The following is a 20,626-nucleotide window of genomic DNA, read 5'->3' on the forward strand; positions in this document are numbered from 1 at the left end:
AGACGCTCGATGCGCAAAGCCCGCGCCGATTGGGCGGAACCGCCGGCCTAGCCGGCGATGCGGGCGGGCAGGGTCTCGTAACCCTTGACAAAGCTTGAATAAACCCGCTTCGGCTCGTCCATCACCTCGATCTTGTCGAAGCGCTTGAGGATCTCTTCCCAGATAATCTTCAATTGCAGTTCCGCCAGCCGCAAGCCGACGCAGCGGTGGATACCGAAGCCGAAGGAGATGTGGGTGCGCGGCCGGGCGCGGTCGATAATGAACTCGTAAGGGCGTTCGATGATCTCTTCGTCGCGGTTGCCCGAAACGTACCACATCACGACCTTGTCGCCCTTCTTGATCTGCTTGCCGCGGAACTCGATGTCCTCGAGCGCGGTGCGCCGCATATGCGCCAGCGGCGTCTGCCAGCGGATAACCTCGGGAACGAAACTGTCGATCAGCGCGGGATTGTCGCGCAGCTTGCTGTACTGATCCGGATTCTTGCTCAGCGCATAGATGCTGCCCGACAGCGTGTTGCGGGTGGTGTCATTACCGCCGACGATCAAGAGGATCAGATTGCCGAGGAAGTTCTTCGGGTCCATGTCGCGGGTGGCTTCGCTGTGTGCCATCATCGACAGCAGATCGCTCTTCGGCGGCTGGTTGATCCGGTCTTTCCACAGCGTGGCGAAATAGGTCGCGCATTCCAGAAGCTCGGCCTGCCGCGCTTCTTCGGTCGGGACGAGGCCGCCGGGCCCGGGGATCGTCGTCGCAACGTCGGACCAGCGCGTCAGCTTGCGGCGGTCCTCCCAGGGGAAGTCGAACAGCACCGCGAGCATCTGCGTGGTGAGCTCGATCGAGACCCGGTCGACCCAGTCGAACACTTCGCCTCGCGGCAGATTGTCGAGGCATTCGGCCGACCGCTTGCGGATGTTGATCGCGAGCTGGTCGAGGTGGGTCGGCGTGAACATCGGTGCCACGGTCTTGCGCTGCGCCGAGTGGCGCGGCTGGTCCATGGCGATGAAGCTTTCCCGGCGCAGATCGGTTGCGACATCGCGGATGGTGATGCCGCCGAGATAGGCCGCCGACGAGAACACCGCGTGGTTGGTCTCGATGTCCATGATGTCGTTGTATTTGGTGATCGACCAATACGGCCCGAACATGCTGTCCTTGCAGTAATGCACCGGCGCTTCCCGGCGCAGCCGGTCGAAATACGGCCAGAACGTATCGGTCTTGAACAGTTCGGGATCGCCGGGGTCGAACTCGGCCAGCGGCAGCGAATAAGCGCGCTCGCGTGCGGCCTTTTGCCGGGAATCCAGTTCAATGGAATCCTGGGTGAGTTCGATGGTTCCCTGCATGGAGCGGCTCCCTGATTGTTTTCCGCGCGCCGGGATTCGCCCGGTGGCGGTATTTTGGGGTGATTACAGCCGTTCGTACGTGCCGGGGCAAGGGACAGTTTGTTGCTTCGGCCGCATTGAACTTTACACCCGGCCGGGGCCGATACGGAGCCGTATCATTCCTCGTGACAAGCGCGCCTGCAGGGGTTAAGGCTTATCCCAACAACGATATTTCGCCGGAGGTCGCCCGACCATGATTCCCAATGCGTACCGGATGTTCAATTTCGATCTCGGTGAAACCGCGGATGCCATTCGCGAAACCGTGTTTGCCTTTTCGAGCAAGGAGATCGCGCCGCGCGCGGCCGAAATCGACAAGAGCAACCAGTTTCCAAGGGATCTCTGGCCCAAGATCGGCGCGCTCGGCCTGCACGGCATTACCGTCGAGGAGGAATATGGCGGTACCGGGCTCGGCTATCTCGAGCACTGTATTGCGGTCGAGGAAATGTCGCGGGCATCAGCGGCGGTCGGTCTTTCGTACGGCGCGCATTCCAACCTCTGCGTCAACCAGATCCGCCGAAACGGCAACGATGCGCAGAAGCGCAAATATTTGCCCAAACTGATTTCGGGCGAACATGTCGGATCATTGGCGATGTCGGAGCCGGATTCCGGCTCCGACGTGGTGTCGATGAAGACGCGCGCGGACAAGAAGGGCGATCGCTTCGTGCTGACCGGCAGCAAGATGTGGATCACCAATGGCCCGGTCGCCGACACGCTGGTGGTCTATGCCCGGACCGACGCCAATGCCGGCCCGCGCGGCATCACGGCGTTCATCATCGAAAAGGGCATGAAGGGATTCTCGACCGCGCAAAAGCTCGACAAGCTCGGCATGCGCGGATCCGATACCTGCGAACTGGTGTTCGACAATTGCGAAGTGCCGGAAGAGAACGTGCTCAGCGAAGTCGGCCGCGGCGTCAACGTCCTGATGTCCGGCCTCGATTATGAACGCGCGGTGCTGGCCGCGGGTCCCATCGGCATCATGCAGGCCTGCATGGACGTGGTGCTGCCTTACGTGCATGAGCGCAAGCAGTTCGGCCAGCCGATCGGCACCTTTCAGCTGGTGCAGGGCAAGATCGCCGACATGTACACCACGATGAACGCCTCGCGCGCCTATGTATACGCGGTGGCGAAAGCCTGCGACCGCGGCGAGACCACGCGCGAGGACGCCGCCGGCGCCATCCTCTATGCCGCCGAGAAGGCGACGCAATGCGCGCTCGACGCCATCCAGCTGCTCGGCGGCAATGGCTACATCAACGACTATCCGACCGGCAGGCTGTTGCGCGACGCCAAACTCTACGAAATCGGCGCCGGAACCAGCGAAATCCGGCGCATGCTGATCGGGCGGGAGCTGTTCGACAAGTCGGCGTGATCAGGCTGCCGCTACAGCGCTTACGAGCGAAGTGGATACCGGTTCACGCGTCAAACCAAAAGGCCAGAGCCCTGTTCTGATTCAATCTCCAGGCAGCCGGTAGCATTCCCTGGGAGAACGGGCTCAGATCAGGTGATAGTCGCCGACAGACTGAGGCGGGGCCCACGGCTGGAGCACCAACACGTTGACGGCCGTTCCGCCGACGTGGCTGACATCAGCGGCGCCGCCGGCATAGTTCGTGATGGCTGCGCCATGCGAATCCAGGCCGAGGATCGCCAGCGAAGGCGTCCCGAAATCGTTGGGGCCGACCAGATAATCGAACGCCAGTTTGGTTGCGTCATGCAGGGCTGCGGTGGCCGCCGGGTTGTAGACGGCCGTGCCGCCATTGCTTAGAGCTAGCGTCGGCGTGCCGCTGCTCACCTTTACCGCCTCGTCGAAATTAAACACAAAGCCGATCAGGGATCCCAAAACCGCATATCCCGTCGGCGCGCTGACGTGAGACAGCACCGGAGCAGTGGTGTCGAGCGTGAAGCTGAGGCTGGCCGTGGAGGAATTGCCGGCCACGTCGGTTTCCCGAACGGTCACGGTATGAAAGCCGTCTGACGATTGATCGGTCGCGAAGACCGGCGCCGTCGCCGAGAATGCGCCGCCATCGAGCTTGAACTGGAAAGTGTCGCCTGACGCCGGCGTAGAATAGACGATGGCTGCATCGCTCGTGATTCGATCGGTGCCAGATACTCCGTTGTCGTGCGCCAGCGCCAGGGTAGGTGTCGCCGGTGCCAGGTTGTCGAAGGTGAAATTGAACGACGTCGCCGAAGAGACGTTGCCGGCGACATCGGTCTCGCGCACAAACATCGTGTTGGAGCCTTGCACCAGCGCCAGAGCGGCCGTGGTCCAATGCGTGGTGCCATCAGCGGAATATTCGATGAGTGCGCCTGGCTCAGAGCCGGTGAAGGCCAGCGTTCCATTGTTGGTGATCTTGTCGGTGTTGGAGATGCCGGTGTCGAACGCGAGGGCAACCGATGGCGCCGATACCAGCGTGTCGAGTGTGAAGTCGAAGGTGGTTACCTCCGACAAATTGCCAGCGACGTCGGTCTGCCGGATATCGACCGAGTTTGCGCCTTCGACGGCGGTGAACGAACTCGTCCAGTGCGCGCCATGATCGACTGAATATTCGACAGCGGCGCCGATTTCGATGCCGCCGAGCACCAGCGTTCCGATGCTGCTGATCCGGTCGCTGCTGGACGCGCCGGTATCGGTGGTGAGTGTGACGGTCGGCGCAACAGGCAGGCGCGCGTCGAGACGGAAGGTCAGGCTTGACGACGCGCTGACATTGCCGGCGATGTCTTGCTCTTCGACATAGACCGTATGGAGACCGTCCGCAGAACCGTCGGTAGCAAAAATCGGTGCAGTGGCGGTGTAGGTGGTGCCGTCGGTCGAATAGAGCAGGGTGTTGCCGGCTGTCGGCGCCGAATAGGTGATCGACGGATCGTTGGTCAGCAAGTCTCCGGCCACACCGGTGTCATGGGTCAACGCGAGCGACGGCGCCGCTGTCGGGGCGCCCGTATCCAGCGTGAAGGTCAGGCTGGCGGTCGTGAAATTGCCGGCCGGGTCGGTCTCCCTGACATAGACCGTGTGGGGTCCGTCCGCCGAGCCGTTGGTGGCGAAAGTGGGCGCCGTGCCTGTAAAGTGGGTTCCGTCGGTCGAATAGGACAGCGTGTTGCCGGGGGCCGGAGCCGAATAGGTGATCGACGGATCGCTGGTGATGTTATCGCCGGCGATATTGGTGTCATGGGTCAGCGCAAGCGTTGGCGCCGGAGCTGGCGGCGTGGTGTCGATTTGCAGCGTGCCGGCGGGGTTGGCGACCGCGGCGGTCAGGTCGGCATCGTTGGATGCGACGTCGCGCACGATAGCGCCGTTGAGATGGACCCCGGTGATGGCGAGGTCGGCGGCGTTGTCGCCGGCCGCGACGACGTATTGGAACACCAGCTCCGAGGTGCCGGATCCCGAAACATAAATGGCCGTGCCGCCGAAATTCAGCGTCAGCGTCGGTGTGCCACTGGTGGTATCGACCGTGACGTTCTCGCTGATGTTCACCGTGATTGTGACGGTGTGACCTGCGTTCAGGTCGCCGCTACCCGCCGTAATTCCGCTGCCTGACGTCACTATCGACGACACCGTCGCTGCTGTCGTGTCGATGTTCAGATGCAGATCGGCGGTCGCGCCGGTCAGCGTGGCGGCATTGCCGCTGGTGTTAGCAATGCTGCCGCCGTTGAGGTCGATCCCGAGCACCTTGAGATCAGGCGTATTGTCGCCGGCCGCGACCGTATAGCTGAAGGTCAGCGTGTTGGTGCCGGTGCCGCTCGAATAGCTGGCAACCTGGCCGTCATTGAGCGTCAGTACCGGCGCGCCTGACACGTCGACGGCGTCGGTGAAGTGCACCGTCACGGTGACGACCTGGCCGGCATTCAGATTGACCAGATTGCCCGCCGTCGTGGCGGTGATCGAATCCACCGTCGGCGCGATCAGGATGCTGGTCGAGGCCGAGCCGGTCAGATTGCCGCCGGCGCTGCCATTGTTGATCGACAGCGTCAGCTGTGTCGATGCAACCGGATGCGCGGCGTTGTCGCTGTAGGCGATCGTGCCGGTGCTGGTGCCGGCGAGCAAGGCGTTGAGCTGGGCGACCGTGCCGGAGAATGTCACGGTGCCGGTATTGTTGCCGGTGATGGAGGTGATGCCGCTGTTGCCAGCCGAGATGACGATGTTGCCTTCGCCGACCGACAGGGTGACGCTCTCGATGCCGGTATTGCCGTCGGGGTCGCCGACCGAAAGCCCGCTGCCTTGCAGCATCAGCGGGCCCTGTGTGCTGGCGTGGTAGTTCGAGGCTGAAATGGTCGCGACCGGCTGGCGGTTCAGCGTGAACTGCAGGCTGCCGCTGGCGCTGCCGCCGGCGCTGTCCGCTCCGACATAGTTGAAGACGTCGAGCAGATGGTTGCCGGTCGCCGCGGCGCTGATCGCCGATGTGACGTCGGCCGCGTAGCTGTAGCTGCCGTCGGCGTTGAGCGTCAGGTGGCCGTAGGAGCCGACCAGCACCGATCCAACCGTGCCGGCGCCGCTGACAAGACTGCTCACGGCGCTGACGCTCAGCGCCAGCCCGTTCGGATCGGTGTCGTTATTCAATACACCGTTTGCCGCTGTCGCGGACACGGCCGCATTGGCGGCAGCGACCGCAGTGTCGGCAACGGCCGTCGGTGCACGCACCACATTGATGGTCAGCGTGGTGCTCGCCGCCGCGCCGCCGGTGTCGATCTCGGAATAGGTGAAGATATCCTGCAGCAAGGAGCCGGTCGCCGCGCCAGAGATCGCGGACGCGTTGTCGGCGGCATAGCTGTAGCTGCCGTCGGCGTTGAGCGTCAGGTGACCATAGACGCCCGCCAGTGACGAGCCGACCGTTCCTGTGCCGTGCGAGGTATCGCTGACGCCGTTGACGCTGAGGGCGCGGCCGTTCGGGTTGCTCTCGTTGGCCAGAACGCCGGTCGCCGCGGTCGCGGTGACCGTTCCACCCGCCACGACCGAATTGGCATCGGCATGCGCGGTGATCGGGGTCGAATTGTTGATCGATTGCGTGACCGGCGCTGAGGCGTTGCCGTTGACGTCGGTCAACGTCCAGGTAACCTGGTAACCTCCGCGGTCGATCTGTATCTGATCGAGGATTTGCTGATATTCCGCGGCGGTACCGTTGCCCGTGATGATGACGCTGGTGCTGTAGGCGCCGTAGTAGAGGTATGTGCCGCTATAGGGCCAGATATCGTAGAAATTATACTGCCAGGCAACCGTGAAGGTGTCGCTGCCGATGGTGACCGAGAGCGGGGCCTGTTGACCGATATTGTCGCCGGTCATGTGGCTGTTGAGCCATTGCGGGGTAATGTCCGGAATCGGCACCCCGTTGAGCAGGAAATGGGCGCCAACGTAGCCGTTGACCTGCTGCCCAATGTTCATACTCGTTTGGTTGGTTTCGATCGTGGCGCTGCTGAATCTGACCAGATCGGGATTACTGATCGTCGCATGCGAATCCAGCGTGGTCGGCGACCCGTAGAACGGGACCTGCGTCTGCGTCAGGTTGATGGTCGACAACCGCGACACGTTGATGGTGAGACTGGCGCTGGCGCTGTTGCCGCCGAGCCCGTCCTTCGCGGCATAGGTGAAAACATCTTGAAGCGCTGCGCCTGCCGGCTGCGCAGCGAGCGCTGCGGCATTGTCGGCAACATAGCTGTAGCTGCCGTCGGCATTGAGGGTCAGGTGACCGTAGGTGCCGGCGATTGAATTCCCGACATTCGCCGCGCTGCCGTTGACGGTGCCGACCGTCACCGCGTCGCCGTCGGGATCGGTGTCGTTCAACAGCACGCCGTGCGCTGCGTCGACGGAATACAATGCTGATTGTGTCGTACCGCTGTCGTTGCCGGCGACCGGATTGCGATCGACTGCTACCGTCAGCGTTCCCGAGTCGATATTTCCGTGGCCGTCGCTCGCGGTGTAGGTGAAGACGTCGGTCAAACGACCGGCAGGCGCGGCGTTGATCGCGGCCGTGTTGTTTGCCGCGTAGCTGTAGGTACCGTCAGCGTGCAGCGTCAGCGCGCCGTAGAGCCCGGCAAGCGCCTGGCCGACGGTGCCCGCGCCCTGAGAGGCGTTGCTGATCCCGCTAACCGTGAGCGTGTAGGCATAGGCGAGCTCGACATCGTTGGCGAGAACGCCGGCATTCGGGTTGGCTTGCGTTACGGTTGCGCCGGTGACCACGGCGGTGGTATCGGGTGACGAGCTTGGACCCGCGCGCACGATGTTGGTGCCGCCGTTACCGTCGCTCTGCAACAGGAAGGTGTTGAAGCTCTTCGCCGGGTCGAATTGCAGGACGTAGGTGATGCCGTTTTCAACGAAGCTGACCGCGTGACCGCTGCCGACGGTGAAGGTCCAGTTGCTGTCGAACGCCACGCCCGCGAGGTTGATGGTGTCGCCGGAGGCGAAGCCGTCGATCTCGTTGTTGAACGTGTAGGTCGATCCGGACAGTGTCCCGAAGGCAGCGAGGTCAATCCGCAAGACGTCGGTAAACCCCGCGGAGAAGGCGATCGCGCCGGTTCCCGCGGCCTGGAATTTCGCGAGCTCCAGCGTGGTGCCCTGGATGGTGGTGCCGCCGGTATAGGTGTTGTTGTTGTTGTTGAGGATCAGCGTGCCGCTGCCGACGACCATCAACTTTCCGGCGCCTGCGCCATCGGCGATCTTGTCACTGATCGTCGTCGTCGTGATCGTGTTGCTGTGGAAACCGACGGGGACGTCGTAGGTCGGATTGACGTACATCGTCGAACCCTGCAGGAAGATGCCGCTGTTCCCGCCGTCACCTCCGTTGCCGGCGCCCGCCGCGCCGGTGCCGCCGGAAGACGTGGCGCCCGACTGCGAGCCGCCCTTGACGATCAGGACGCCGCCGGCCTGGACAAAAACGTCGCCGCCCGCACCGAGACCGCCGCCACCGCCGCCGTTCTGGCTCGTATTGACATTATACGCTGCGCCGTTGCCGGCACCCCAGCCGCCGCTGCTGTTGCCGGCGCCGCCGCCACCGAAGCCGCCATTGCCGTAGCCGTAGGTGCCACCGCCGCCACCACCACCGAAGCCGCCCTGGCCGCCCAGGTTCGAACTGCCGCCGCCGCCGCCGCCGAAGCCGCCCAGTCCGCCGAAGTTCGAGCCGCTTGAGGTGCCGCGATAGCCGCCGATGCCGCCACCGCCGCCGGCGAAGCCGCCACCGGCACCGCCACCACCGTGATCGCCCGCACCATAGGTGCCAAAACCGCTCAGGCCTTGTCCGCCGCCGGGCAACGTCAATGCGATGCCGTCGGTGATTCCGGTATTGTTGGTGCCGGAGCCGCCTTGCGCGCTGCCGTCAAAGCCGGGTGTGACCGGGCCGCCGATGCCGCCGCCACCGCCGGAGCCGTTGGCGGTGCCGTCACCGCCGTCGCCGCCCATGCCGCCGCCGCCGCCACCGCCATTGGTGTTGCCGATGGCTGCGCCGCCATTGCCGCCCTTGGCGCTGTTGTTGTTGAAGTTGACGTTCTCGATCGTGACGTTGGCGCCTTGCGAGACCGAGAATTGCCCGCCGCTGCTGTTGTAGCCGGTATTGCCGGTGCCGGTGACGAACAGCGCGCCGCCAAGGCCCGCGCCACCGCCGCCGCCACTGCCGCCATCACCGCCGTCGCCGCCCTTGGCGACCATGTTGTTCAGATTCAGATTCTCGATCGTGACCGTTCCCGAGATCACGAAGAAGCCGCGATACAGGCCACCGCCATCGAGCGTTGAGTTGACGCCGTTTCCCCAACGCGCGGGGATGTCGGAAAAGCCGTTGATGGTCAGCGTCGAGCCGGCCGGCAATGCGATGGCCGGCAGATCCTGCGAAAGCGAGTAGGTGCTTGAATAGGGATTGTCCGGAAAGTTGATGACGTAGTTCGTGCCCGCCGGGCCGTTGTTCGCCTGATTGATGTAATCGGCGAGTTGAAGGGGGACTACCGACGCACTGAGGGCGGGCGAAATTGAAAGAACGACTGTGGTCATCTGAACCGCAAAAAAAATCTTGAATCGAACTTGCATTGCGCTGACGAATTCACGCGCTAACGGTGACGTGCTTGTTTATCCGCACGCGCACGCGCGCGACAATCATTGAAAAGCAAGTCGTTCGTCAACGAGCATTTTTGGTTATTCTCAACGCGCGCTCGGTTCATTCTCAATGCGTGCACGGTTCACCAAATCGCTGCACGGCAACGTTACGATTAACGATTAATGGCCGCATCAACGGATGTTCGACTGCGGCGTGATGCTGAATCGAGTTGCGTTGCATCTTCCGTAACTTTGCCGATGGTCGGCCGATCGAACGCGTGGTCGTCGCTACTTGCGATGGATGACGAAGTTCAATTCACGGTGGAGAGATCACCAGGCGATGTCGCTTTGATCTTCGCGATCTCGCTGACATCAGCGGTTAGGGACTGCGCCAAATTGTTGTCGACCGTCGGGTGCTGGAGCGGTCTGGGTGGAGCACCAGTACCCGTGCATTGCCAGATCGCCGTCGGCACCGGTGGAACTCGCGCATAGTGACCGGGCGAAGGCCGCTCGAGATGCCGGCGTAAGTGAACCGGATCACACTCCAGTCGACAAATTGGTGTAAACCCGATTTGTTGCAAGCTGCCCTGGAGTGACCCGTGAACGAGATGAGTTGGACCCCGCTCGGGCCGCCATCGCTGCCGCCGCTGCCGAAACCGCCCCCGATGCCGGTGGGGTTTTCCGGCAAACGTGATGAATTCTTTCAACTGGTGAAGCGCGGCGCCGGGCTGGAATTGGTGACGCTGGGCTTCTACCGCTTCTGGCTTACCACCGACATCCGCCGCCATCTCTGGAGCAATACCCAGATCGACGGCGATGGCGCCGAATATACCGGCCGGGGCCGGGAATTGCTGATCGGGTTCCTGGTTGCCCTCGCGATCCTGGTGCCGATCTATCTGGCCTACTTTCTCGCCGGCCTCGAAGCCGAGCATTACAAGGCGTTCGCCAGCATTCCCTTGGTCGCCTTCTTCTATCTGTTCGGACAGTTCGCGATCTTTCGCGCCCGCCGCTATCGCCTGACGCGCACGGTGTGGCGCGGTGTGCGATTCTGGATGAGTGGCTCGGGCTGGATCTATGCCTTGCAGGCGTCGCTGTGGGGTCTGCTGTCGATGGTGACGCTCGGCCTGGCCCTGCCATGGCGCACGGCGGCGCTCGAGCGTTACAAGATGCGCCATTCATACTATGGCGATCTGCAGGGGAAGTTCGAGGGAAGCGGCTGGGCATTCTTCAAGCGCGGCTGGTGGCTGTGGTTGCTCGCACCGATGGCGTTCGTGATGCCGCTGTTCGCACCCTTCATCTACGGTGCGTTCAAGGCGGTCGAATGGCGCTGGTGGCTGTCCGGCATCCGGATCGGCGGTGTGCGCCTGGAATCGGAATTGCCGCGCAGCCGGCTGATCGGCCTGTACTGGAAGGTCGTCGGCTGGATGGCCGTGCTAGGCTTGGTTTTCTCGGTCTACCTCGCAGCTGCCACGGCGCTGGTCGCCAGCATGAGTGGTGAGGGAATTGGCGAGTTCTTCAAGTCGCAGGAATCTTCTCAGAGCATCCTGTTGCTGGTGCTCGCGGGCATCGGCTACCTGGTGTTCGCACTGGCGCTCAACGTCGTGATCCGCGTCTATCTGATGCGCGATCTCTGGGTGCGGGTATTGGAATCGATCAACATCCACGGCATTGAAGCGGCCGCCAATGTTTCGGCAAGGGGTGAACTGGCCAATGCGCTTGGTGAAGGTTTTGCCGATGGCCTTGACGTCGCGGGCTTCTAGCTGATGACCGGTACCATCACGGATAGCGACGCTCTGGATACCCCGAAATCGCCATCGGGCGGTTCAGCGATCTATTTCGACGGCAAGTCGAACCAGCGGCGCGCGGTCACGCTGCATTTTGCCGACCGGCTGGAAATCCGGGAGGGTGACGCGACCCTTGCGGCATGGGCCTATGCCGATATCCGCCGCGCCGACGGTCCCTCCGGCATGCTGCGCCTCAGTGCTCTGACGGCACCGGCGCTGGCGCGCCTGGAAGTTCGCGATGCCGCGGTCGCGGCCGACCTGGTCTCGCGTTGCGCAACCCTGGACGAGAACACGCCGGGCCGCCGCGGTGTCGCCGCGATCGTCGGCTGGTCGCTCGCCGCCACGGTTTCGATCATCGCGGTGGTATTGTTCGGTGTCCCGCTCGCCGCCGATCGTTTGGCGCCGCTGGTGCCGGAGGCCTTTGAACGGCGGCTCGGCGAAGCGGCCGAAAGTCAGGTCAAGACGATCTTCGACGCCAAGGTCTGCGACAATGCGGCCGGACAAAAAGCCTTCGCCAAGCTCATGACCGCGATACGTGAATCCGCCGGGATGGATACGGCCGTTCAGTCCAGCGTGCTGTCGTCGTCGGTGCCCAATGCCTTCGCGCTGCCGGGCGGCAGGGTTTACCTGTTTAACGGATTGCTGGCGAAGGCCGAGAACGCCGACGAAATCGCGGGCGTGCTGGCGCACGAACTCGGTCACCACAAGCATCGCGACAACATGCGGGGATTGATCCGCGACGGCGGCACGGCGTTTCTGGTCGGGTTGCTGTTCGGCGACATCACGGGCTCCAGCGCTCTGATCTTTGCTTCAAAGACGCTGGTCACCTCGTCGCATTCGCGCGAGGCCGAGCAGGATGCCGACGGTTTCTCGATCGACGTCATGCACAAGCTTGGCCGGCCGACCAAGCCGATGGGCGAGCTGCTCGTCCGCGTCACCGGCAAGGGAGGCAAGGGCCTCTCCATCATCTCCAGCCATCCGATGAGCGAGGATCGACTGGCGCGGATGACCCGGGAAGACCGGCCGGCCAGCAAGCCGCCGCTGCTGACGCCGGAGGAATGGCAAGCGCTGAGATCGATCTGCGATTCCGATGGCAAGATCTGACGGCTAGAGCGTTTTCCAGCGAAGTGGACGCCGGTTCGCGTCAAGAAAACGCGTCAAATCAAGAATCTAGAGCCCCGTTCCGATTTCATCGGAACGGAAAAGGCTCTAGTTCGGCGGGTCTGGTTATCTTCGCGCGCTTTTCCGTGTCCTTGGCGTCGCCACCGGCGCGGGCAGGGCGTTGGTCGGCTTTAAATCCCACACCGCCTGCATGGCCGAGAACGCGTGCGAAATCACCGGCTCGTGCCGCCGCGACGTCAGGCAGGCAAAGCTGAGATCGCAGGTCACCGTCACTGTGTCGGCGATCACGAAGTTCCGCTTGCGGGTGATGCGATCGAGGGTGCAGTCGCGCGCGAGGCTGAGGCAGATGCCGGATTCGACGAAGTCGATCATGGCCTCTTCCTGGTCGGCATAGGCCACGCGCTTCGGCAGCGAGCCCATGGGGCGGAAGATATTGTCGAGCAGGCGCCGATGCGCCGAGTGCGGCGGCGTCGCGAGCCACGGCAGGCCGATCAGGTCGGGCCAGTCCTTGCCGATTACCCGGTCGCTCCATTCCGCTGGGGCAATCACCCGGTACGGGTAGCTCATCAGCGGCGCGAGCTGGTACTTTCCGTCTTCGATGTGGCCGCTCGGAAAAGCTCGGGAACGACAGGGATTCGGCAGGCGTGGCGTCGACATAATATCCGACGTCGAGGTCGCCCCTGCCGATCTGCGCCAGCACGTCGTCGCTCATGCCGTAGCGCAGGAAGACTTCGGTCTGTTTCAAGGAAGTGGCGAGGCTCCGCACGAAAGGTCCAAGCCGGATGAACTCGGGATCCAGGATCGTGCCGACCCGCAGCGATCCCCGTACCGATTCGCGCAGGGAATCCGCCATCGTCTTGAAGTCCGACGAGGCCGATATCGCCTTGTGCGCCAGCGGCAGCAGGGCGGCGCCGGCTTCGGTCAGGGTAAAGCCGCCCGGTGTTCGGTTGAAAAGCAGCAGGCCGGTACTTTCCTCCAGCCCTTTTAGCTGCAAACTGACAGCCGGCTGGGTCAGGTTCAGCAAACTGGCCGCGCGCGACACAACGCCCTCGCGCGCTACGGTAATAAAGCAGCGCAGGGCCTGGGTACGGGGAAGGTCATTCATTTGAAAAGCTTATACACGATTTCCTTTAACTCATTAGACAAGATTTGCTGCCGCAAGTCACAAGTTTTCGTAGGCAAAACCCAGCGTTGTCATTGGCCGGAACTCAGATCACAGCGCTGGCGGGCAATTGGGGAGGGCGCGACGGAGAAATTCGCTGACATGATGTGGGGGCTCAGGTCGCGCCGTTTTGCCAGGCCGGCCCGAATCGGCGCGGTAGCCGTAATAGCTGCCCTCATGGCCGGCGTAGTTTCGCCGGCGTCGGCCGACAACTATCCCGAGCGGCCGGTTCAGCTGGTGGTGCCTGCCGGGCCCGGAAGCAGCACCGACACCATCATGCGGTCGCTGGCCCAGGTCGCAGCGCCGATGCTCGGCCAGCCGATCGTGATCCTGAACAAGCCCGGCGCCAGCGGCACCATCGGCGTCGGCTTTGTGACGAAGTCCGAGCCGGACGGCTACATCATCGGCGGGGTGCCGAGCGGCGCCATCACCATGGCGCCGCATGTTGCGGCGCAAAGCTTCCAGCAGGCCGACTACCGCATTGTCGCGATGATCACGCAGGCCGCCGGTGTGCTCTGCGTCCACCCGGATTTTCCGGCGAAGAACGCAGGCGAGTTCCTCGCCGAGCTAAAGAACAACCCCGACAAATACACCTATGGTTCGGACGGCGTCGGCGCCTTCGTGCAGTTTTCGACCGCACGGATTTTTCAACCCCAGGGCATCCGCCAGCGCATCATCCCCTTTACCGGCGCCGACCAGACCGTGACGGCCTTCCTTGCGCGCACCATCGACATCTATGGCGGCGCCATCGCCTCGATCGCGCAATTTGTCGCTGAAGGAAAAGCAAAATGCCTGCTGCTGACCACCGCGCGGCGCTTTCCGACGCTGCCCGACGTCGAGAGCCTTGATGACGTCAAGATGGCGCCATCCCAGACATTGCTGTGGCGCGCGGTCATCGCGCCGCGCGACATCCCGCAGGATCGCTTCGAAAAACTGCGCGACGTTCTGACCCGGGCGGCGCAAAGCCCCGAATTCAAGGCGATGGCGGCCAAGCGCGGCGAGGAGGTCTGGGTGATCAGCGCCGAAGACGCCGCCAAATACGCGCAAAGCGAATTCGTCCAGATGGAGCAGCTCGCCAGAGAACTCCGTCTGAAACCGAACTGACGGGAGCGCCGCCATGCCGACCGCCAAAGCCGGCGACGGGACACCGTTGCACTACGCGGTACACGACTACACCGACCGCTGGCGCAAGGCCGAGACCATCATCCTAATCCACGGCTTCGCCCGCTCGGGCGAGTTCTGGTTCAACATGGTGCCGTATCTGGCGCGGTTCTACCGGGTGATCTGTCCGGACTTGCGCGGGCTCGGACAATCGACGCCGCTGAACGATCCGGCGCACGCGCTCTCGCTTGCCGCCTATATCGGCGACATCGAGGCGGTGGCCGATCACGCGGGCGCACCGAATTTCCATCTGGTCGGCGAGGCGATCGGCGGCGCCATCACGCTGATTTTCGCGGCCGAGCGGCCGCAGCGCCTGCGTACGCTGTCGGTGCTGGCGCCGGCGGTGTGGGCCAATGACTGGATCCGCAACGCCTATGCGGTCGGCTTTCCAAGCTGGGTCGAGGCCATCAGGGCGCTCGGCGTCGAGGGCTGGGTGCGCAAGTCGAACACGCTGGCGCGGTTTCCCGCCGGTTTCGATCCCGCCTTCATGGATTGGTACGCCCGGGAAGTCGGGAAGGCTGACGTGGACGTCGTTGCTGCGATGGTCGAGTTCGCCGGCTCCGTCGACGCCAGGCCTTACCTGCAGAAGATCGAGGCTCCGACCCTCGCGCTCTATCCGACCGGCAGCAATATCTCCTCATCCGATCAGGAAGCCGCGCTGCGCGACAACATCGCCTCCGTGCGCGTGACGCATCTCGATACGCCCTACGCGATGCTCGGGATGCTGCAGCCGCGGGCCTGCGCCGAACACATCCTGAATTTCGCCGCCGCGCATGACGGGATCGTTTGCCGCGAATAGTCGCTCCGCCCAATCATGAATCTGAGCGGTCGGCTTGTTGTCCGCTGCGGTGCCTGTTCCTCACTCTGTTCGGACACCGCATCAGGTCCGAAAAGTGCCCAATCAGACATTTGTAGATTCTGCATTCAGCCTGTCTTCAGGATGTCTTCGCCACTGGAAATTAACAAATCCGATGCTGACATGATGAATGGAGGTTCAAATGGCAGAAGCCGTTGTTCGCATCATAGGCGCATTGATCGAGGCGGTGTTTGAATTGATGGCCGAGCGAACCGGCAGGAGAGTGCTGTCGTTCTGGGGTTATAAGTCGAACTCGTTCATCGAATTGCTGGTTGGTCTGGCCGTAGCGAGCGCGATCGGAATTCTCGTCATCGCGCTTATCTCGGCACTCTTGCGATGAAGACGCCGTTACTAACGGAGAGGCATTTTGGAGCTTTTTGAAGGTCTTCTTCATCTTGTCGGGCTGATTCTTGGGTGGCCGATCCGCGCATTTCGGCGCTGGCTTGATCGACAGCCAGATCGTTATCCATCGCAAATATCCACATTGCACAAAGTTGGCCGGTTAGCGTTAGCCACGACGGTAACGCTCGCTATCTTATTTCCAATGGGATGGCTCATTTTCAGATAGATCGCATCGACGAGGCACCGCTACAGCGCACGTGAGCCTAGGTTTTGACTCGCGAGCGATGACGGCTTTGGGTCGACCGCGTCGGCTTGTCCGGAGATGACGATTTCTCGGAGCGGACATCGTCCAAGACCGGTCGGCACGTCTAGTGCCAACAACCGACATTAGCTATGGTCAGGCATCCTGTTGCAGTATGTGAACGAAGGCTAGTTGGATACAACCGTGTGACCACTGGTTGGACGTTGAGTGCTCCAGCGCAAGGCGAACAGATGGAGTTGGCTGTGACGTTCAACCTCGTTGACATCACGGTGAGCCCACCTATCGAGCTCACAAAAACTGGACGACCGCGCCTAAACCGGCTGCGAATGCTCGGCGAGCCCGTGGTAGCACTGGCCCTTGCAGCGACGCTAGTGGCGTTTGCCGCAACTCGCGCATACGCCGCTGACATTGGTAATCTTGCTCCCCCGGGAGCCGCTGCAAACGAGTTTCCCTTACCTCAGCGCCCTGTTGCGCAGATTGTCAGCCCACGCCGCTCTGCCGAAGAGCACCGCGACGCGCTGAATGAAACCGGTCAAATCGCCCGTCTTCTTGAACTAAAGCCAGGCATGACGGTCGGCGACATTGGTGCAGGCAGCGGTTACCACACGGTCAGGATCTCGCACCTCGTCGGACCCGAAGGCTCTGTCGTTGCCCAAGACGTTACGCGGGATTACCTTGTCAAGCTCGCCCGCCGAATAGAGCGCCTGAAGTTGACGAACGTCAAATTCGCGCTCGGCGAACCACACGACCCGCGCTTGCCCGCTTCCTCGCTGGATGCTGCAATCCTTGTGCACATGTATCACGAGATAGCCCAACCCTATGCCTTCCTCTACAATCTCTCGTCCGCCTTGAAGCGGGGTGCGCGGGTTGGAATTGTCGACCTTGAGCTTCCGACGTCGAAACATGGCACGCCAATAGAGCTCTTGCGTTGCGAACTGACCGCCGTCGGCTATCGCGCGGTCGCCACACATAAGCTCGCAGGGGGCAGCGGATACCTGGCGGTGTTCTCTCCACCGGAGGGAGCGGGTCGAAAATCTCCCCGGGATATCGTTGCTTGTGGGGATCGTGCCGGCACGCGCTGACCACCCGATGGACGCCGGTATGGACGTGCTGCGCGAGGTCCGTTTTCTCCGCATGCCTGTTTGGTGCCATGAGCAGGCATTTCTTGCCGGCACTCCACCGGTGTCCTCATGGCGCCAGCAAATCGAGTAAGCTTTTTGCCTCCTTCAAATCCGGTGTGGCGAACCCCTCGGTGAACCAACCGTAGATCGGAGCGAGAAGTTCTCGGGCCTCATCACGCCTCCCTTGATCGTGCCAGAGCCGCGCCATGCTCGTGGCTGTGCGCAACTCCCAGGATTTTGCCTGCTGCGCCTTCGCGACTGCGAGCGCCCGCGCGAAATACGTTTCCGCTTTTGCAAAGTCCCGCACTGGCGATATCAGGACAATTTCACCGGCGATGCGATAGACCTCGGCCTCGTACCATGCTTCTTTTGTGACCTCGACCACCTTCATTGCTTCGCCAATGTGGCGCCATGCGTCATCGAATTGGCCAACCTCCCCGCAGGCCTTCGCCAGGTAGGATAGCCATACCGGCAAAATCACTGTCGCCCCTGCTGAGCGCCAGACGGGGATCGCTGAGCTGAAAATGCTGACTGCGTCCGAGTTTTTGCCGGTTGCAGCCAGCAGACTGGCCCGCCTGAACAATCCGGCGGTCTTCCAGAAGCCGGAACCTTTTTCTTCGGCCAGTGCGATGAGCTCAACGGTGAGCGCCTGCGCCGTTGCATAGTTGCGGCTCATCAAATGAGGAATGCATGCGATAGACAACATGTGCATCAATGTACTGGCGTAGCCTGTCCTGCGCGCCTCACCGACCGCCTGTTCTGCGCTTGCCAACGCAGCTTCAGGATAGCCAAGCGTCCACAGTGCCAGCGACCGCCAGATCAAAACGATTGGTATTGGCCACCGCAGGCGGCCACCGCGCGGTGTCGCCATCGACTGAGCTTCGACAGGACTGGAAAGCGCATGATCCAGATTGACTCGGCCCTCCGCCATGTTTCCCGAGAGAAGCAAGACAAGACCCAGGAGTTGCTGGGCGAGCCGCAAAGGCTCCGTACCTCCCATTTTCTCGGCAAATGCCATGATGTGCGCGGCACTCTCGCGGGCCAGGTCGCCGTTGAAGTTCACAATATGTGAATCAAGCAACGTAATAAGAGTCCCGAACAGCAGCCACGGATCTTCGGGAGGCTCCCCGAGCGCTTCGGCCTGTTCGATCAGCAGGCGCGCCCGCTCGGCGGCGGCCGTGGTCTCGCGCGCGGCAAGCCCTTTGATATCGCGGAGTGGACCTATCAGCGCGGCCTGGAGCTTGATTTCCTCATGACGAAGCGCCGGCGTGGTGGGTAAAGTCGCGATCTGCTCAAGCGCGCGTGTTAGCTGCTCGATGGCCTCCAGCAGCGCCGAGCGCTCAATTGAGCGCGATCCTGCTTTGCCCCACAACACGGCGGCCCTGTCGATCAGCCCGGCCTCGGTGTAATGCCGCGCCAGCAGATCCGGCTGGGCCTCGGCGATGTCGGCAAACTGGCTTTCGAGGATGTCCGCGATACGAGCGTGGAGCACGCGCCTGGGCTGGCGCAGCAAAGTGCCATAGGCCGCATCTTGCACCAGTGCATGCTTGAACAAGTAGGTCGCAAGCGGCGGTGCGCCGTTGCGAAACAGCAATCCGGCCCGGACAAGACGATTGAGTGAGGAGACCAGTTCTGCCTCAGGCCTGCGCGCTACCGCGGCCAACAGTGCATGCGAAAACTCGCGACCGATCGCCGCCCCGATCTGGGCCAGCTCCTTGGCCGGGCCGAGCCGGTCAAGCCGCGCCATCAGGGACGCATGCAGGCTTGCGGGGACCGCGTGCGCCGAGGGGGGAACCGCGGCCGCAGTCTGCATTGCTTCCCGCTCGCTCCCGGTCTCCAGAACGGCCTTTGTCATCTCTTCGACGAACAACGGGATGCCGTCGGTGCGCTCGATGATGTCTTTTTTGATGTCCGCGGGCAGCGCCTTGTTGCCCACGACGCGGTCGATCATGCTGTCGACCTCGCGATGACCCAGACGATTGAGGGCAAGAGCTGTCACATGCGGCTTTCCGACCCAGGCTGCCTCGAACTCCGGCCGAAACGTCACGATCACGAGAACGGGAAGGTTCGCAATCCGATCTACCGTGCGACCGAACGCTTCGAGACTCGTAGGGTCGCCCCAGTGCGCATCCTCCACGATCATCAGCACGGGGCGCGAGCGCGCCAGGGTTTCCGATTGCCGGTCGAGTGCCTCCAGCGTCTTCTGCCGTCGCTGTTCAGGGGCAAGCTCGAGAGCGGGGTAGCGCCCATCGTTGGCGAGTGACAATAATTCGGCGACAAGTGCTGTGTCCTGCCTGGACGTCGCGGTCTGCGCCAGCAGCGCATCGAGCTTGTCGCGCTTTGTCTGCGGTGTGTCGCCGTACGCAAATCCGGCGGCGCGTTCGAGCTGCCCGATGACCGGATAGAGAGCGCTGCCCGTGTGCTGGGGCGAGCAGAAATAACGCAGCCGCGCATGTGGCTCGCCTGCAAGCTGCTCCATGACCGCGGCGGCAAGCCTGGATTTGCCGATACCGGCCTCACCGGACAGCAGTACAACCTGGCCTTCGCCGGACTTTGCTTTCGCCCAGCGCTGCAAGAGCAATTGAAGCTCTTCTTCCCGCCCGACCAGCGCAGTCAGGTCGCCTTCGTGCATTGCCTCGAAGCGGCTCTCGACAGAACCTGCCCGCAGCACTGAGAAAGGCTTCACCGGTCCAGCGATGCCCTTGAGCTCCATTGGCCCCAGATCCTGCAGCTCGAACAGATTGCCAACGAGCTTGCGCGTGGCCTCAGCAATAACGACGGTGTTGGGCTCGGCCGTGCTTTGCAGGCGCGCGGCCAAATTCGGGGTTTCGCCGATAATGCTGCGTTCCTGCGCTTCGCCGGATCCGACAAGGTCTCCCACGATCACCAGGCCGGTGGCAGCTCCGATCCGCACCTGCAGGCGCTCAGGGGCGGAGATTGCAGCGACCGCGTCGATAATCGCGAGACCGGCCCGAACGGCGTGCTCGGCGTCATCCTCATCTGCTGCCGGATAGCCGAAATAGACCAGCACGCCGTCACCCATGTATCTGGCGACGAAGCCCCCGAAGCGGCGTACAATATCGGCGACGCATCTCTGATAGGCCGAAATGACTTCGCGAAGGTCTTCGGGATCCAGACGCGCGGAGAGTGCCGTCGAACCGACAAGGTCCGAGAACATCACGGTGACCTGGCGGCGCTCGGCGGTGTCCTTGGCGGCTTTGTTGGCTTCTGCGTCCGCTGGCGGTGATGGTTCGCAGGCTTCAGCCCACAACGCGGCGATGGCGTCCAGCAGCTTCCGGCGATGCCCGACAGATCCGACACCAAGCTCCTCCAAGTCCTCCCTCGTCAAACTCCGGAGGATGGTGTCGTCGATGTTATTCTCGCGGAATGCCGCCTCATATTGTTCGAGATCGAGCTTCCGCAGCCAACCTCCGACGTCCACGG

11 protein-coding genes and 1 pseudogene are annotated in these 20,626 nt (G+C 62.6%); 7 read left to right on the forward strand and 5 right to left on the reverse strand.

Translation table 11 applies throughout. From position 1 onward, the window contains the following. Window positions 1-47: 47 nt before the first annotated feature. Window positions 48-1,334: a cytochrome P450 gene (locus ABIE49_RS27760; RefSeq protein WP_192736592.1), complete on the reverse strand. Its 1,287-nt coding sequence runs from the start codon at window positions 1,332-1,334 to the stop codon at window positions 48-50. Window positions 1,335-1,566: 232 nt separating this feature from the next. Here ABIE49_RS27760 and ABIE49_RS27765 point away from each other — a divergent pair, with 232 nt between their 5' ends. Further along, window positions 1,567-2,739: an isovaleryl-CoA dehydrogenase gene (locus ABIE49_RS27765; RefSeq protein ID WP_192736591.1), complete on the forward strand. Its 1,173-nt coding sequence runs from the start codon at window positions 1,567-1,569 to the stop codon at window positions 2,737-2,739. Window positions 2,740-2,862: 123 nt separating this feature from the next. Here the strand turns inward: ABIE49_RS27765 and ABIE49_RS27770 are convergent, their stop codons facing one another. Continuing rightward, window positions 2,863-9,330 carry a beta strand repeat-containing protein gene (locus tag ABIE49_RS27770; protein ID WP_192736590.1) on the reverse strand — a complete coding sequence of 2,156 codons (6,468 nt, stop codon included), beginning with the start codon at window positions 9,328-9,330 and terminating at the stop codon, window positions 2,863-2,865. Window positions 9,331-9,971: 641 nt separating this feature from the next. Between ABIE49_RS27770 and ABIE49_RS27775 the strand changes: the two genes are divergently transcribed. Then, window positions 9,972-11,132 carry a DUF898 family protein gene (locus ABIE49_RS27775; protein WP_354066999.1) on the forward strand — a complete coding sequence of 387 codons (1,161 nt, stop codon included), beginning with the start codon at window positions 9,972-9,974 and terminating at the stop codon, window positions 11,130-11,132. Between the two features lie 3 nt (window positions 11,133-11,135). Further along, window positions 11,136-12,260 (forward strand): M48 family metallopeptidase, encoded by a 1,125-nt coding sequence (locus tag ABIE49_RS27780; protein WP_192736589.1) that lies wholly within the window; start codon window positions 11,136-11,138, stop codon window positions 12,258-12,260. Window positions 12,261-12,383: 123 nt separating this feature from the next. Here the strand turns inward: ABIE49_RS27780 and ABIE49_RS27785 are convergent, their stop codons facing one another. After that, window positions 12,384-12,935 carry a LysR substrate-binding domain-containing protein gene (locus tag ABIE49_RS27785; protein ID WP_354067000.1) on the reverse strand — a complete coding sequence of 184 codons (552 nt, stop codon included), beginning with the start codon at window positions 12,933-12,935 and terminating at the stop codon, window positions 12,384-12,386. A gap of 313 nt (window positions 12,936-13,248) precedes the next feature. Continuing rightward, a pseudogene (locus ABIE49_RS27790) lies at window positions 13,249-13,383 on the reverse strand (helix-turn-helix domain-containing protein); the annotation flags it as partial. Between the two features lie 234 nt (window positions 13,384-13,617). Between ABIE49_RS27790 and ABIE49_RS27795 the strand changes: the two are divergent. The 4 genes from ABIE49_RS27795 (at window position 13,618) to ABIE49_RS27810 (ending at window position 17,143) form a co-directional block, all read left to right on the forward strand. Continuing rightward, window positions 13,618-14,544 carry a Bug family tripartite tricarboxylate transporter substrate binding protein gene (locus tag ABIE49_RS27795; RefSeq protein WP_192736587.1) on the forward strand — a complete coding sequence of 309 codons (927 nt, stop codon included), beginning with the start codon at window positions 13,618-13,620 and terminating at the stop codon, window positions 14,542-14,544. Between the two features lie 13 nt (window positions 14,545-14,557). Then, a complete protein-coding gene (locus tag ABIE49_RS27800) occupies window positions 14,558-15,400 on the forward strand; it encodes an alpha/beta fold hydrolase (RefSeq protein WP_192736586.1) in 843 nt (280 codons plus the stop codon). Between the two features lie 199 nt (window positions 15,401-15,599). Next, window positions 15,600-15,797, forward strand: a complete 198-nt coding sequence (locus tag ABIE49_RS27805) for a hypothetical protein (protein WP_192736585.1) — start codon at window positions 15,600-15,602, stop codon at window positions 15,795-15,797. Between the two features lie 590 nt (window positions 15,798-16,387). Then, a complete protein-coding gene (locus tag ABIE49_RS27810; RefSeq protein WP_192736920.1) occupies window positions 16,388-17,143 on the forward strand; it encodes a methyltransferase domain-containing protein in 756 nt (251 codons plus the stop codon). Window positions 17,144-17,249: 106 nt separating this feature from the next. Here ABIE49_RS27810 and ABIE49_RS27815 read toward each other — a convergent pair whose 3' ends face one another. Next, window positions 17,250-20,624, reverse strand: a complete 3,375-nt coding sequence (locus ABIE49_RS27815) for an AAA family ATPase (RefSeq protein ID WP_192736584.1) — start codon at window positions 20,622-20,624, stop codon at window positions 17,250-17,252. Window positions 20,625-20,626 lie beyond the last annotated feature (2 nt).

Source organism: Bradyrhizobium sp. OAE829, from assembly GCF_040546575.1.
GTDB lineage: Bacteria > Pseudomonadota > Alphaproteobacteria > Rhizobiales > Xanthobacteraceae > Bradyrhizobium.

Bases quoted from the DNA above. Each gene is read 5' to 3' on its own strand.
- ABIE49_RS27810 (WP_192736920.1), top strand. From the start codon at position 16,388: ATGCTCGGCGAGCCCGTGGTAGCACTGGCCCTTGCAGCGACGCTAGTG.
- ABIE49_RS27765 (WP_192736591.1), top strand. From the start codon at position 1,567: ATGATTCCCAATGCGTACCGGATGTTCAATTTCGATCTCGGTGAAACC.
- ABIE49_RS27760 (WP_192736592.1), bottom strand. From the start codon at position 1,334: ATGCAGGGAACCATCGAACTCACCCAGGATTCCATTGAACTGGATTCC.
- ABIE49_RS27785 (WP_354067000.1), bottom strand. From the start codon at position 12,935: ATGTCGACGCCACGCCTGCCGAATCCCTGTCGTTCCCGAGCTTTTCCG.
- ABIE49_RS27805 (WP_192736585.1), top strand. From the start codon at position 15,600: ATGGCAGAAGCCGTTGTTCGCATCATAGGCGCATTGATCGAGGCGGTG.
- ABIE49_RS27770 (WP_192736590.1), bottom strand. From the start codon at position 9,330: ATGACCACAGTCGTTCTTTCAATTTCGCCCGCCCTCAGTGCGTCGGTA.
- ABIE49_RS27800 (WP_192736586.1), top strand. From the start codon at position 14,558: ATGCCGACCGCCAAAGCCGGCGACGGGACACCGTTGCACTACGCGGTA.
- ABIE49_RS27795 (WP_192736587.1), top strand. From the start codon at position 13,618: ATGGCCGGCGTAGTTTCGCCGGCGTCGGCCGACAACTATCCCGAGCGG.
- ABIE49_RS27780 (WP_192736589.1), top strand. From the start codon at position 11,136: ATGACCGGTACCATCACGGATAGCGACGCTCTGGATACCCCGAAATCG.